General features: G+C 67.6%; 13 protein-coding genes. 10 read left to right on the top strand and 3 right to left on the bottom strand.

Annotation, left to right across the window (positions count from 1 at the left end; genetic code table 11):
- The first annotated feature begins 26 nt into the window (after positions 1 to 26).
- From AC1DEY_RS17090 to AC1DEY_RS17070, 5 genes are read left to right on the top strand one after another with little or no spacing between them, the layout of a single operon-like run.
- On the top strand, positions 27 to 1,190 hold the full coding sequence (locus AC1DEY_RS17090; protein ID WP_441409378.1) for an acyl-CoA dehydrogenase family protein: 1,164 nt from the start codon (positions 27 to 29) through the stop codon (positions 1,188 to 1,190).
- An 18-nt stretch (positions 1,191 to 1,208) separates the two neighbouring features.
- Positions 1,209 to 1,994 carry a CoA transferase subunit A gene (locus AC1DEY_RS17085; protein WP_441409379.1) on the top strand — a complete coding sequence of 262 codons (786 nt, stop codon included), beginning with the start codon at positions 1,209 to 1,211 and terminating at the stop codon, positions 1,992 to 1,994.
- Positions 1,995 to 1,996: 2 nt separating this feature from the next.
- Complete coding sequence (locus tag AC1DEY_RS17080; RefSeq protein WP_441409380.1) at positions 1,997 to 2,758, top strand: CoA transferase subunit B; 762 nt, start codon at positions 1,997 to 1,999, stop codon at positions 2,756 to 2,758.
- Positions 2,755 to 3,315 (top strand): MaoC family dehydratase, encoded by a 561-nt coding sequence (locus AC1DEY_RS17075; RefSeq protein WP_476869005.1) that lies wholly within the window; start codon positions 2,755 to 2,757, stop codon positions 3,313 to 3,315. The genes AC1DEY_RS17080 and AC1DEY_RS17075 overlap by 4 nt, the downstream gene beginning before the upstream one ends.
- Entirely contained in the window at positions 3,312 to 4,154 is an 843-nt protein-coding gene (locus AC1DEY_RS17070; RefSeq protein WP_476869004.1) for an HpcH/HpaI aldolase/citrate lyase family protein, read from the top strand. The genes AC1DEY_RS17075 and AC1DEY_RS17070 overlap by 4 nt, the downstream gene beginning before the upstream one ends.
- 39 nt (positions 4,155 to 4,193) lie before the next feature.
- On the opposite strand, the gene AC1DEY_RS17065 is transcribed toward AC1DEY_RS17070, so the two are convergent.
- Both AC1DEY_RS17065 and AC1DEY_RS17060 read right to left on the bottom strand, forming a co-directional pair.
- On the bottom strand, positions 4,194 to 4,910 hold the full coding sequence (locus tag AC1DEY_RS17065) for a response regulator (protein ID WP_476869003.1): 717 nt from the start codon (positions 4,908 to 4,910) through the stop codon (positions 4,194 to 4,196).
- The gene (locus tag AC1DEY_RS17060; RefSeq protein ID WP_476869002.1) at positions 4,907 to 6,487 is read right to left on the bottom strand and encodes an ATP-binding protein; all 1,581 of its coding nucleotides are present in this window, start codon (positions 6,485 to 6,487) and stop codon (positions 4,907 to 4,909) included. Before AC1DEY_RS17060 ends, AC1DEY_RS17065 begins: the two co-directional genes overlap by 4 nt.
- A gap of 172 nt (positions 6,488 to 6,659) precedes the next feature.
- On the opposite strand from AC1DEY_RS17060, the gene AC1DEY_RS17055 reads away from it, so the two are divergent.
- Genes AC1DEY_RS17055 through AC1DEY_RS17045 form a run of 3 tightly spaced genes read left to right on the top strand, consistent with a single transcriptional unit; the run spans position 6,660 to position 9,785 of the window.
- Positions 6,660 to 7,736: a Bug family tripartite tricarboxylate transporter substrate binding protein gene (locus AC1DEY_RS17055; protein WP_476869001.1), complete on the top strand. Its 1,077-nt coding sequence runs from the start codon at positions 6,660 to 6,662 to the stop codon at positions 7,734 to 7,736.
- Between the two features lie 2 nt (positions 7,737 to 7,738).
- Positions 7,739 to 8,260 carry a tripartite tricarboxylate transporter TctB family protein gene (locus AC1DEY_RS17050; RefSeq protein ID WP_476869000.1) on the top strand — a complete coding sequence of 174 codons (522 nt, stop codon included), beginning with the start codon at positions 7,739 to 7,741 and terminating at the stop codon, positions 8,258 to 8,260.
- Complete coding sequence (locus tag AC1DEY_RS17045) at positions 8,253 to 9,785, top strand: tripartite tricarboxylate transporter permease (protein ID WP_476868999.1); 1,533 nt, start codon at positions 8,253 to 8,255, stop codon at positions 9,783 to 9,785. The genes AC1DEY_RS17050 and AC1DEY_RS17045 overlap by 8 nt, the downstream gene beginning before the upstream one ends.
- A gap of 75 nt (positions 9,786 to 9,860) precedes the next feature.
- On the opposite strand, the gene AC1DEY_RS17040 is transcribed toward AC1DEY_RS17045, so the two are convergent.
- On the bottom strand, positions 9,861 to 11,345 hold the full coding sequence (locus AC1DEY_RS17040; protein WP_476868998.1) for a lipase maturation factor family protein: 1,485 nt from the start codon (positions 11,343 to 11,345) through the stop codon (positions 9,861 to 9,863).
- A gap of 55 nt (positions 11,346 to 11,400) precedes the next feature.
- Between AC1DEY_RS17040 and dxr the strand changes: the two genes are divergently transcribed.
- Entirely contained in the window at positions 11,401 to 12,585 is a 1,185-nt protein-coding gene (gene dxr, locus AC1DEY_RS17035) for a 1-deoxy-D-xylulose-5-phosphate reductoisomerase (protein WP_476868997.1), read from the top strand.
- A gap of 19 nt (positions 12,586 to 12,604) precedes the next feature.
- Entirely contained in the window at positions 12,605 to 13,936 is a 1,332-nt protein-coding gene (locus AC1DEY_RS17030) for a M50 family metallopeptidase (protein WP_476868996.1), read from the top strand.
- Positions 13,937 to 14,177 lie beyond the last annotated feature (241 nt).

The following is a 14,177-nucleotide window of genomic DNA, read 5'->3' as shown; positions in this document are numbered from 1 at the left end:
TACATCAGACAAAGGAGTCACCCCCCATGCCGGATTTTGAGCTCAGCGAGGACTACCAGGACCTCAGCAACACCGTCCGCGAATTCGCCGACGAAGTAGTGGCCCCCGTTTCCGCCAAGCACGACGAGGAACACAGCTTCCCCTACGAGGTCGTCTCCCAGATGGCGGACATGGGCCTCTTCGGCCTGCCCTTCCCGGAAGAGTTCGGCGGCATGGGCGGGGACTACTTCGCCCTGGCCCTCGCGCTGGAACAGCTCGGCCGCGTGGACCAGTCCGTCGCCATCACCCTGGAGGCCGGCGTCTCCCTCGGCGCCATGCCGATCCACCGCTTCGGCAACGACGCCCAAAAAGAGGAATGGCTGCCCCTGCTCGCCTCCGGCAAGGCCCTCGCCGGCTTCGGCCTGACCGAGCCCGAGGCCGGCTCGGACGCCGGCGGCACCAAGACCACGGCCAAACTSGGCGGCGGTGAATGGGTCATCAACGGCAACAAGGCGTTCATCACCAACTCCGGCACGGACATCACCAAGCTCGTCACCGTCACSGCCGTCACCGGCCAGGAAGAACGTCCGGACGGCAGCATCAAGAAGGAGATCTCCACCATCCTGGTGCCCACCAACACCCCGGGGTTCACGGCGGAGAAGGCCTACAACAAGGTCGGCTGGAACGCCTCGGACACCCACCCGCTCACGCTGGACAACGTCCACGTCCCCGAAGCCAACCTGCTCGGCACCCAGGGCCGCGGCTACGCCAACTTCCTGTCCATCCTGGACGAGGGCCGGATCGCKATCGCGGCGCTGGCCGTCGGCGCGGCCCAGGGCTGCGTGGACCAGTCGGTGAAGTACGCCAAGGAACGCAGCGCRTTCGGGCAGAACATCGGCAAGTACCAGGCCATCGCGTTCAAGATTGCCCGGATGGAAGCCCGCGCCCACACGGCCCGCCTGGCCTACTACGACGCGGCCGCCCGGATGCTTGCCGGCAAGCCGTTCAAGACGCAGGCGGCCATCGCTAAGATGGTCGCAGGCGAGGCAGCCATGGACAACGCGCGGGACGCCACCCAGGTGTTCGGCGGCTATGGCTTCATCAACGAATTCACCGTGGCACGCCACTACCGCGACTCCAAGATCCTCGAAATCGGCGAAGGCACCACGGAGGTCCAGCTGATGCTGATCGCCCGCGAACTGGGACTGTAGCCGGCCGGAAGGATCCTGATGATCAACAAAGTAGTCGCCAGCGCAGCCGAGGCTGTCGCGGACATCCACGACGGCGCCTCCCTCGCCGTGGGAGGGTTCGGGCTCTGCGGCATCCCCGTGACCCTCATCGAGGCGCTGCACCAGCGCGGCGCCACGGATCTGGAAACCGTGAGCAACAACTGCGGCGTGGACGACTGGGGACTCGGGATCCTGCTCAAGGACGGCCGGATCCGGCGCACCATCAGCTCCTACGTCGGGGAGAACAAGGAGTTCGCCCGGCAGTACCTKGCCGGTGAGCTCGAGGTGGTCCTCACCCCGCAGGGCACCCTGGCCGAAAAGCTGCGCGCCGGCGGTGCCGGCATTCCCGCCTTCTACACGCCGGCCGGCGTCGGSACCCAGGTCTCCGACGGCGGGCTGCCGCAGAAGTACGACGCCGAGGGTAACGTCGCGATYGCCTCCGCCCCGAAGGAGGTCCGCAGCTTTAACGGCGCCGACTACGTGCTGGAAGAGTCGCTGACGCCCGACTTCGGCCTGGTGCACGCCTGGAAGGGGGACCGCCACGGCAACCTCGTCTTCCACGCCACCGCGATGAATTTCAACCCGCTGTGCGCCATGGCCGGGAAGATCACRATCGCCGAGGTCGAGGAACTYGTGCAGCCGGGGGAGCTGGACCCGGAGCACGTSCACGTTCCGGGGATCTTCGTCCAGCGCGTGGTYCTGGCCCCGCAGGGGGAGAAACGCATCGAGAAGCGGACGGTCGCAGTTTCGGCTGCCCCCGGCACACCAAACCAGGCAGGAGCATAGCCGTGGAAACAAACAACGCCCAGGGYGCGCCGCCCCGTCCCGAGGCCGTGCGCCACGAATACCGGCGCTCCGCCGTCGAACACGCCCCCGGTACTGAAACGAAGGGCTGGAACCGCAACGAACTCGCCGCGCGGGTGGCGCAGGAGCTGCACAACGGCCAGTAYGTCAAYCTTGGCATCGGGATGCCGACGCTGATCCCCAACTACATTCCGGCCGGCGTCGAGGTSGTGCTGCACTCGGAGAACGGCATCCTGGGCGTSGGGCCSTACCCGGCYGAGGATGAGATCGATCCGGACCTGATCAATGCCGGCAAGGAAACCGTCACGGTCAACAAGGGTGCGGCGTTCTTCGATTCCGCAGCCTCCTTCGGYATGATCCGGGGCGGGCACGTCGATGTSGCSGTGCTSGGCGCCATGGAAGTGGCCGCMAAYGGSGACCTCGCCAACTGGATGATCCCGGGCAAGATGGTCAAGGGCATGGGCGGCGCSATGGACCTCGTGTTCGGGGCCAAGAAGGTGATCGTGATGATGGACCACGTGGACCGCAACGGCAAGCCGAAAATCGTTGAATCGTGCACGCTGCCGCTGACCGGCAAGGGCTGTGTGGACCGGATCATCACCGACCTCGCCGTGATCGACGTCGTGACCGAGGCCGGGCAGTCCCGGCTGGTGCTGCGGGAACTGGCTCCCGACGTCACCGTTGAGGACGTCGTGGCCGCCACCGGAGCCGAACTYTTYGAGGAAGACCAGGAACTGACTGTATGAGCGACGCCGACCGGCCCTCCCCAAGCCCCGMTGCCGGCACCCCCCGGGTGATTGAACAGCGCGGCCTCTAYTTCGAYGAGCTYCAGGAGGGCGTGGTYTACGCSCACCGGCCSGGCCGGACSGTSACGGAGACGGACAAYGTCCTGTTCACCACCATGACCATGAACACCCAGGCCCTGCACCTGGACGCGGCCTGGAGCGCSGGGCAGCCRTTCGGCCAGCGGCTGATGAATTCGATGTTCACCCTCGCCACCGTGGTGGGCCAGTCGGTGCCKCAGCTGACCCAGGGSACCATCATCGCCCAGCTGGGMCTGACGGACGTGTCCTTTCCGCGCCCGCTGTACCACGGGGACACGCTGTACACGGAGACACTGGTCACCGGGAAAAGGCTGTCCGCGTCCCGCCCCGGGCAGGGAATCGTGACCATGCAGCACACCGGACGCAACCAGCATGGCGAGGTGGTGGCGCTGGCTGCCCGCAGCTGCCTGATGTGGACACGCGAGGCSCACGCGGCTGCCGAGCTGGAAGCCGCGCAAAAGGGGACAATAGAAACATGAGTTTCCTGATGGGTCCTGCCCTGCTGTTCTGCCCCGCCGACCGCCCYGAGCGGTACCAGAAGGCCGCCGAGCGCTCCGATACCGTGATCGTGGACCTCGAGGACGCCGTCGCGCCCGCCGACAAGCAGCGGGCCCGCGGCGCCATCCTCGCCCAGCTGGGCGCCACCGGCGACGTCCCGGAACTGGACCCGAGCCGCACCATCATCCGGGTCAATCCCGCCGGCACGGACGAGTTCGAGAAGGACCTGCACTGCCTCAAGCACACGCCCTACCGGCACATCATGCTGGCCAAGGCCGAGAGCGCCGCCCAACTCAAGGAACTCCAGGGCTACAGCGTGATTGCCCTCTGCGAGACGGCCGCGGGMGTCCTCAACGCCGCAGCCATCGCCGCCGAACCCAACGTGGTGGCCCTGATGTGGGGCGCGGAAGACCTKCTCGCCTCGCTCGGCGGAACCTCCAGCCGGTTCGAGGACGGCAGCTACCGGGCAGTCGCGCTGCACGCCCGTTCCARTGTGCTCCTGGCCGCCGGCGCCTTCGGCAAGGACGCGATCGACGCCGTCTATGTCAACATCCCGGATCTKGCCGGGCTGGCCCTGGAATCCCGTGACGCCGTGGCGTCCGGRTTCTCKTCCAAAGCCTGCATCCACCCGGACCAGGTGGCCGTGGTCCGCGAAGCCTACGCGCCCACCGAGGCCGACGTCTCGGCGGCCGCCGAGCTGCTTGACGCCGCCTCCGCGGCAGGCACGGGCGTGTTCGCGTTCAAGGGCAAGATGATCGACGGGCCCATCCTCAAGCACGCCGCATCGACGCTGCGCCGCGCGGGCCACGTCAGCTCCTGACCCTCGGCGCCCAACGCYTGGATCCTTGGCTCCGCAATCTCAGCGGCGCCAGAGGTAGCGGTTCTCCGGCCGGCCCGCCGCTCCGTAGCGGGGCGTCAGCCGGGCATGGCCGTGAACCACRAGGTACTCAAGGTAGCGGCGGGCGCTGACCCGGGACAGGCCCAGTTGCAGCGCCAGGCCGGCGGCGGATACGTCCTCGGGGCTGGCCTTCAGCGCCTCGATGACCGCGTCCAGGGTGGGACGGGAGAGYCCCTTGGGCAGCCGCAGCGCAGCCTGGCCCGGCGGCTGGGCCGGCTCTGCCGGCGCGGACCGGCGGGAGGGAGCCACCAGGCGGTCGATGCTGGCCTGGTCCAGCGGCCCGGCGGCGCCCGAGGCCAGYTCGTCCCGCAGCATGACGTACTCGTCCAGCCGTTCGTTCAAYGCCTGCGAGGAAAAGGGCTTGACCAGGTAGTGCAGCACCCCGCCGGCCATCGCGCCACGGACCGTATCGAGTTCCCGGGACGCSGTAATGACCAGGACATCCACMGGCCGCCGGTGCCCGCGCAGCCGCTGCAGGACRTCCAGGCCGGACATGTCCGGCAAATGAATGTCCAGCAGCACCAGCTCCGGYGCCAGCTCKGCGGCCAGATCGATGCCCTGCTGCCCGGTGTGGGCCATGGCCACGACGTCGAATCCGCCGCGTGCCAGCAGGAACCCGTGATGGATCCCGGCCACTGCTACGTCATCGTCGATGATGAGGGTGCGTATGGCGCTCATTGCTTCTGTAGTTCCGCCTCTTTTGTCCTGAGCACCACCAAGAAGCAGGCTCCGCCCAATGCCGATGAGGATACCGCGGCCCGGCCTCCGCGCCGGAGGGCAACCCGCTGGACCAGGGCCAGCCCAAACCCGCGGCTGTTGATCCCCTCGGCCTCCTTGCTGGTCACACCGGGCTCGAACACTTTAGCGCGTTCCGCAACGGGGACGCCGGGCCCGTCGTCCTCCACCACGATGGTCCGCTCGCCGTCGGCGCTCTCGCCGAGCCGGATGGCCACGGTGCTGTCGAAGCCCGCGGCGTCCACGGCGTTGTCGAYCARGTTGCCCAGGACCGTGATGACGTCGCCYGAGTCATCGGCGGAGCACACCGAATCCGGGCTGACCACAATGTCGATGCCGCGCTCGGCGCAGACTGTGGACTTGGCTATCAGCAGGGCCTGGACYCCGTGGTCSGTGATTCCGGGCGCCAGCGGCCGGTTCGCGAAGACGGCGTCGTTGTGGCTGCGGCCAAGGTATTCRATGGCCTTGTCCTGCTTCCCGAGCTCCAGCAGTCCGGAAATAACGTGCAGTTTGTTGGCGAACTCGTGCGCCTGGGCGCGGAGGGCCTGGGTTACGTCCACGGCGCCGTCGCGGTCACGCAGGACGGTGTGCAGTTCCGTGCGGTCCCGCAGGATCAGCACCTTGCCGACTTCGCGGTCGTCGACAGTGGCGGCATTGACCTTGCCCAGCAGGATCCGCTCTCCCGAGAGCACCAGTTCCTCCGTGGCGGACCCGGCCGAGAGCAGGCGGTGGACCGCCGGCTCCAGGCTTGCCGCGGCGGGCGTCCCGGTGATATCCGCTGACAGTCCGAGGAGGCGCCGGGCYTCGTCATTGACCAGCGCGATCCTGCCGTCTGCGTCCACYGCCACGAGCCCTTCGCCCAGGCCRTGGAGCATGGCGTCGCGCGTTTCCAGCAGGGCAGCGATGTCCTCGGGCTCAAGCTTGTAGATCCGCCGCCAKACCAGTTTCGAGACGTACATCGCGCCCAGTGAGCTCAAGAGCGCGGCCCCGAGCAGCCAGGCGAACAGCTGTGGCATGTCGTCATGGAGGTCGGCGGCCAGCGTGCTCTCCAGCACCCCCACGGAGGCSGAGCCGATCACGGTSCCGGTCCSGTCGAAGATGGGGACCTTGACCCGCCAGGACTCGCCGAGGGTTCCGGTCTGGGTGCCCACGTAGATCTCCCCGGACAGGGGCACGGAGGGATCGGTGGAGACCGGCCGGCCGATTTCCGCAGGGTTGGGGTGCGACTGCCGGACGCCGTGCCGGTCTGTCACCACCACGTACGTGACATTGGAGGCCTGCCGGATGACTTCCGCGATSGGCTGGATGGTCTGGGCCGGCGAGGGCGTTCCGAACGCGYTGATGACCGAGGGCAGCTGGGCGACACTTTCGGCGACGCCGATCAGCCGGCCCTTGTACGCATCCCGGAGCTGTTGCTCCTGCATCCGGATGGTCACAGCCCCCACCACCGTGAGGACAGCCAGCACGATGCCCAGCTGCAATGCGACCAGCTGGAACCGTAGGGGAATCCTGTGAAACATGTCACAAGTTTCCCATCGGCAGCGGCGKCCGCCCGCCAAAAAGACGGCCGCGGCYGTGACCAATATGACCACTACTACCTCTAAGGCCAAATTCTGTTGCCCGTCGCCGGGCGCTCCTAGGGTCAGTGACGTGATTCCAATGATGTGCATCACATTCGCCCAAGGAGAAACCATGTCTGGCCAGTCCACTCTCACGCAGTCCACTTTCACCCGGCCCACTTTCACGCGGCCCACTTTCACGCGGTCCGCCTACACCCGCCGCGCCGCCCTCATCGCCGGTGCCGCCGGAGTCGTCCTGGCCATGTCCGCCTGCGCTGGAAGCGGAACCGGCACGGCTGCCGGCACGGCCGCGGGCGCCGACCCGATCAAGAAGCTCAGCATCATCGTCCCGGCCAACCCKGGCGGCGGYTGGGACCAGACCGGACGCGCCATCCAGCAGGACCTGCAGACCAACAAGCTGGTCTCYTCCGCCCAGGTCACCAACATYGGCGGCGGCGGCGGAACCAAYGGGCTCGCCAAGCTTGCCACCGAGAAGGACGTCAACACCCTCATGGTGATGGGCTAYGTCATGGTCGGYGCAGTCGAGACCAATGGCGCCAAGACCCGGCTCGAAGACACCACCCCGATCGCGCGGCTCACCGAAGAACCGCTGGTCCTCGTAGTGCCGGCGTCGTCGAAGTAYCAGTCCGTCGCCGACCTCGTGGCGGACATCAAAGCCAACGGCAAGGGSGTGGCCATCACYGGCGGCTCGGCCGGCGGCGCGGACCACATYCTGGCCGGGCAGATCCTGAAGTCCCAGGGCGTGGAGGCGGACAAGCTGAACTACATCGGCTAYTCCGGCGGCGGCGAATCCATCGCGGCGCTGCTCGGCAACAAGGTCCAGGCCGGCATCTCCGGCGTGGGCGAGTAYGCCGAGCAGGTCAAGGCCGGCAAGGTCCGGGCGCTCGCCGTCTCCGGCAAGGCGGAGGCGCCGGCGCTGCCCGGGGTCAAGCCGCTCAAGGACCAGGGGATCGACGTCGTGCTGACCAACTGGCGCGGCGTGGTGGCCCCGGGCTCCATCGACGACGCSCAGCGCGCGAAGCTGACCGACGTCGTCACCAAGCTGCACGCGTCCGAGGCCTGGAAGTCCACCCTGACCAAGAACAACTGGGACGACGCCTTCCTGGCCGGCGACGGCTTCAAGACCTTCCTGACCGAAGACATCGCCAAGGTCAAGACCACGCTGACCCAGATCGGCCTGGTCAAGTAACAATGTCCGTACAAGCAACAACGCCCGCCAAACGGCCGACGGGCGAGATCCTCTTCGCCCTCGTGTTCGTCAGCGTGGGCGCCGCGGGGCTGCTGACGGCGGGATCCATTCCGATCCCGCCGTCGGAGACCGGCATCGGCCCGCGCGCCTTCCCCTACATCGTGTGCGGCATGCTGGTGCTGTGCGGCGCCGGGGTGGTCCTGCAGGTCCTCCGCGGCAAAGTCGGCCAGGCCGAGGATAGCGAAGACCTCGACGTGACAGCCAAGACCGACTGGGTGGCCCTGGCCAAACTCGTGGGCTTCGTGGTGCTGCACATYTTCCTRATCGAACCSGCCGGCTGGCCGGTGGCCGCCGCCGTGCTCTTCAGCGGTGCCGCCTGGTCCCTGGACGCCAAACCGTTGTGGAAGGCGATCATCATTTCCGTGGTCCTGGCGCTGGTGCTGCAGTACGTCTTCGGCGGGCTGCTGGGCGTATCCCTGCCGCCGGGCCCGCTGCTCGAGGGGGTGCCGTTCCTYCATGGATAGCTTCATGCTCCTGCTCGAAGGATTCACCACSGCGCTGCAGCCGGTCTACCTGCTSTACGCCCTGGGYGGGGTGTTCGTCGGCACCGCCGTCGGCGTYCTCCCCGGCATTGGTCCCGCCATGACCGTRGCGCTGCTCATGCCCATCACCTACGCCCTGGATCCTGCCGCCGCGCTGATCGTGTTCGCCGGAATCTAYTACGGCGGCATGTACGGCGGTTCCACCACCTCCATCCTGCTGAACACGCCCGGCGAATCCTCCTCGATCGTCACGGCGCTGGAGGGAAACAAGATGGCCAAGGCCGGCAGGGGAGCGGCGGCCCTGGCGACGGCGGCGATCGGCTCCTTCATCGCCGGGACCATCGCCACGGTCCTGCTGACCTTCCTGGCGCCCGTGGTGGCCGACTTCGCCGTCGGCCTCGGTCCGGTGGACTACGTCGCCCTCATGGTGGTGGCCTTCCTGACCGTCGGTGCGCTGTTGGGCGCCTCAGTCCTGCGCGGCCTGGCCTCCCTTGCCCTCGGACTGTTCATCGGCCTGATCGGCATCGATGACAGCACCGCCCAGCAGCGCTTCACGTTCGACAACCCCACCCTGGTGGACGGCATCGACATGGTSCTSGTGGCCGTGGGCCTSTTCGCCCTSGGKGAGGCGCTGTACGTSGCSTCCAAGCTSCGGCACGGGCCCGTGGAGCTCATCCCGGTCAGCAAGGGCAAGAACGCCTGGCTGTCCAAGGAGGACTGGCAGCGGTCCTGGAAGCCATGGCTGCGCGGAACCTTCATCGGGTTCCCGATCGGCACCGTCCCGGCAGGCGGCGCGGACGTCTCCACGTTCCTGTCCTACGCCGCCGAGCGGAAGCTGGCCAGGGGCGCCAACAAGGCCCAGTTCGGCAAGGGCGCGATCGAAGGCGTCGCCGGACCGGAGGCGGCGAACAACGCCGCGGCTGCCGGGGTCCTGGTGCCGCTGCTGACCCTCGGCATCCCGACGACGGCGACGGCGGCCATGATGCTCACGGCGTTCCAGCGCTACCAGATCCAGCCSGGRCCGCTCCTGTTCGAAAACCAGGGGGCGCTGGTCTGGACCCTGATCGCCTCGCTGTATGTCGGCAACCTCATGCTGCTGGTGCTGAACCTCCCGCTCGTGGGCCTGTGGGTAAAAATCCTGCAGATCCCCCGGCCCTACCTCTACGCAGGCATCCTGGTGTTCGCCGCCCTGGGCGCGTTCTCGGTGAACTTCTCCCCGAGCGACGTCGGCATCCTGCTGGTGGTGGGCATCCTGGGYTACTTCATGCGCCGCTACGGCTACCCCGTGGCGCCTATGGTGGTGGCGATGATCCTGGGCCCGATGTTCGAGGTGCAGCTGCGGCGCTCGCTGCAGCTGTCGCAGAACGACCCCACGGCCCTTTTYGGCTCGCCGTTCGCCCTTGTGGTGTACATCTCCATGGCGCTGATCTTCGTCGCCTCGTGGTGGCTGCGCCGCCGCCAGGCAACACTGGAGGCCGCACCGGCGAAGGAAGAGGTGTCCGTCTAAGCCGGGGTGTGTCACTGGTTCGCCGCACATGGCCGGAATGGCAACCCCATTCCGGCCATGTGCGGCAAACGCGCCTCAGCGCTCCGGCGGCAGCCTCGACGGCGGGATGGCGACGTACAGCAGGGTCCGGTTCCAGCGCTGGCCCGTCGCACGGAAGTCGGCCCGGGTGGTGAACCGGTAGAGATAGCTGCTGGCACGCACCCAGCGGGGCCGTTCGCCGTCGAACGGGTCGTAGCGCAGCAGGCGCAGCATGGGCCGGTCCGCCTCCAGCAGCTTGGCCAGGAACGCATAGAACCACTCTTCGTGGACGGTCCGCAGCGGCAGGAACCACATCAGCCAGTCCAGCCGCAGATGGTACGGGGCGAACTGGCGCGGCAGSCGCCGGAKGTCTCCCGGYTTGCCCTTGAAGCCGTACTCCCGCCASTCGGCGTCGTCCCCTGGTTCCTCCTCGAGGGTCCCCGCCACCACRATCTCGATCCGCCGCTTCGTGACGGTGCCGAACGCGCCGTAGGTGTTCACCAGCTGCCAGCGGTTGAACGAGGCGTTCATCAGYTGATGGTGGGAGAAGAGGTTCTCGATCGGCCGGTAGCTCAGCACCACCAGGAACACGGTGGCGACCGTGACCACCACGAGCCACGGGAGCGGCGCCTGGCTTCCGACACCCGACGCGGCACCGGATCCCGCTCCTGCGGACGCGGCGTGCCAGTCAAGCGGGAGTGCCGGCACCACGGCGTGCGCCACGGGATCRCTGACCGCCGCGAAGGCCAGGATGATCGCCATCCAGTTCAGCCAGGCGAAATTGCCGCTCGCCACCAGCCACAACTGCGTAAAGATGATGATCCCGGCGGCGGCGCTGGCCARCGGCTGCGGGGCAAAGAGGAAGAACGGGACCACGAGTTGGGCGAAGTGGTTGCCCAGRACCTCCAGCCGGTGCCAYGCCTTGGGCAGCAGATGGGCCTGACGGCTCAGCGGCCCCGGCATCGGCTGGGTTTCGTGGTGGTAGTACAGGGCCGTCAGGTCCCGCCACTCGGAACCGCCCCGGATCTTGATCAGGCCCGCGCCGAACTCCAGCCGGAACACCAGCCAGGCCAGCAGGATCAGGATGGTCCGGGGCGGGGGAGTCTGGTCTGAGCCGAGGAACCCCACAGTGAACCCGGCCTCCAGGAGCAGGATCTCCCAGCCGAAGCTGTAAAAAGTCTGCCCCACGTTCACAATCGACATGTACAGCAGCCACAGGGCCAGGAACGCGAGCAGCGGAACCCACGGCGGGCCGAGCTGGGGGAGCCCGGCAACGATCGTGGCGGCAATCGCCATGCCACCCCAGCAGACCGTCCGCAGCAGCCGGTCCGAGTAGCGCCAGCGGAACAGGCTGGGCCGGCCCAGCCGGTTGAAGCCCTCGAGGTAGTCCGGCACGGGCAACAGGCCGCGCTCGCCGAGGAGGGCAGGGAACTGGTTGAGCGAGGAGAGGAAGGCCACGAAGTAGAGGGTGGCAGTGCCGCGCTGCAGCACCTGCCGGGCGAACTCGTACTCTGGCGCGTCGAACCACGCGGTCCACTCCACGTTTTCCACGTTACGCCTCAACTAAGTCGCCGTCGCCGTGCGGGATACTTGAACCATGCAGCCGCGCAAAATCGTCCTCCTCGGGTCCACCGGTTCCATCGGCACACAGGCGATTGACGTCGTCGACGGCGCCCCGCACCTGTTTGAGGTCGTGGCGCTCAGCGCCGGCGGCGGCAACCTCGARCTCCTGGCCCGGCAGGCCGTGCACACCCGCGCCTGGGCCGTCGGCGCCGCCTCCGGGGAGGCCACCGCCCTTCGGGAMATGATCGACGACGCCGCCCGCGCGGCTTCCGTGACGGGCTACCGTCCCGAGATCATCACCGGCCCGGACGCCTCCACACGGATCGCGGAAATCAGCGCCGACGTCGTCCTCAACGGAATCACCGGCTCCATCGGCCTGGCCCCCACGCTGGCTGCCCTCAAATCCGGAGCCACCCTGGCGCTGGCGAACAAGGAATCCCTGATCGTCGGTGGCGCCCTGGTCAAGGCCGCGGCGCGCGAGGGGCAGATCGTCCCCGTGGATTCTGAGCATTCGGCCATTGCCCAATGCCTGCGCTCCGGCTCCGCCGCCGAAGTGGACCGGCTGGTCCTGACGGCATCCGGCGGCCCGTTCCGCGGCAAGWCCCGCGAGGAGCTGCATGACGTCTCGCCGCAGGATGCCCTCGCGCACCCCACCTGGGACATGGGCCTAATGGTCACCACCAACTCCGCCAGCCTGGTCAACAAAGGCCTGGAGGTRATCGAGGCGCACCTGCTCTTCGACATCCCCCTGGAGAAGATCGACGTYGTGGTCCACCCKCAGTCCGTGGTGCACTCCATGGTCCAGTTCGTCGACGGCTCCACGATCGCCCAGGCCTCGCCGCCGGACATGCGCCTGCCCATTGCCCTGGGCCTCGGCTGGCCGGACCGGGTCCCCGGGTCCGCGAGCGCGTGCGACTGGAGCAAAGCCACCAGCTGGACATTCGAGCCGCTGGACGGTGTCGCCTTCCCCGCCGTCGCCCTCGCCAAGGCCGCCGCCCGGCAGGGCAGCACCTTCCCGGCGGTGTTCAACGCCGCCAACGAGGAGGCGGTGATGGCCTTCCACGCGGGTCAGATCCGCTTCACCGACATTGTGGACACGATCGACGCCGTGCTCAGCGAACACACAGGATCCTCCGGGCTGACGGTGGAGTCCGTATTGGATGCTGAAAGATGGGCACGTGCCCGCACCCACGAACGTTTAGCCGTCAGAAGCGTCTAGGAAGCAGCAGATCACGCACATGAGCCCCGTCCTCCTCTTTATCCTCGGTGTCGTCTTCGTGGCGATCGGCATCGCCGTGTCCATTGCCYTGCACGAAGTCGGCCACCTGTTGCCGGCCAAGCTGTTCAAAGTCCGCGTCACSAAGTACATGATCGGTTTCGGACCCACTGTCTGGTCCAGGAAGCGSGGCGAGACCGAATACGGCCTCAAGGCCATCCCGTTGGGYGGCTACGTGTCCATGATCGGGATGTAYCCGCCGAACAAGGARGACGGCACYGTCCGCCCGTCCAGCACCGGCATGTTCCAGTCGCTGGCAACCGATGCCCGYTCCCTGGCCCACGAGGAAATCGGCCCCGGCGACGAAAACCGKGTCTTCTACAGGCTGCCGGTCTGGAAGAAGGTCATCATCATGCTCGGCGGGCCCGTGATGAACCTGCTGATCGGTGTCGTGTTGACCGCCGTGCTCTTGATGGGGTTCGGGACCGCCAGCCAGACCACCACCATCGCCGATGTCTCCAAGTGCCAGGTCAAGGCCGGCGAGACCGTGGACCCGGACTCGGCGGACTGCAAGCTCACSCCCGCCGCGGCCGCGGGGCTGAAACCGAATGACACCGTCACCTCCTTCGACGGCAAGGCCGTSACCAGCTGGGACGAACTCACCGGCTGGATCCGCGCCTCGGCGGGCAGGCAGGTCAGCATCACCGTGGAGCGCGGCGGCGCCMCGGTCAACACCACGGTCACGCCCGTRCTCTCGTCCCGGCCGGTGATCGGCGCCGACGGCCGGCAGGCCAAGGCCGCCGACGGAAGCCTCCAGTACCAGGACGTCGGCTTCCTGGGCATCGGYGCCCAGACGGCGCTGGTACAGCAGCCGGCGTCGTCCGTGCTGCCGATGGCGGGGGAGAACATCGCGCAGGTSGCCGGCGTTGTGGTCAACYTGCCCGCCCGCGTGGCCGGGGTGGCCAAGGCGGCCTTCAGCGAGGAACCCCGGGATCCCAACGGCCCCATCAGCGTGGTGGGCGTGGGCCGCGTGGCCGGCGAGGTCGCCGCCATGGAGCAGGTCCCGCTGCAGTCCCGCTTCGCCGCCCTGATCGGYTTGCTGGCCGGACTGAACTTCGCCCTGGCCGTCTTCAACCTCATTCCGCTGCTGCCGCTCGACGGCGGACACGTGGCGGGCGCGCTGTACGAGGGGGCCCGCCGCCAGATCGCCAAGCTGTTTGGCCGCCCGGATCCCGGCGCCTTCGACATCGCCAAGCTGCTCCCGGTGACSTACGTGGTGGCGGTGCTCTTGATGGGCATGGGGGCGCTGCTGATCTACGCGGACATCGTCAAGCCGGTCAACCTCTTCGGGTAGCGGCCGTCACGCAGGCCGCTCCAGCCGGCTTCAGCTGATTTTCATATATAAGCTTATTTCGGCTGATTTAGAATAATCAGTTTAAAATGATTGATTATTTAGAATCACCTCCCTAGGCTGGGGTCATGTACGTCATGACTATCGACCAGCGGGGCAGCACCGGCGACGTCGACCGCGTCCCGGGCCTCCTGAAGGAGCTCGGGAGCCTCTCCACCAGCGGGCGCTTTGAGCGTTCGGTCGG

It is taken from the genome of Arthrobacter sp. 05T47, from assembly GCF_056395825.1.
The sequence above is the reverse complement of the archived record's forward strand: the minus strand, read 5'-3'. Positions and strand labels throughout refer to the sequence as shown.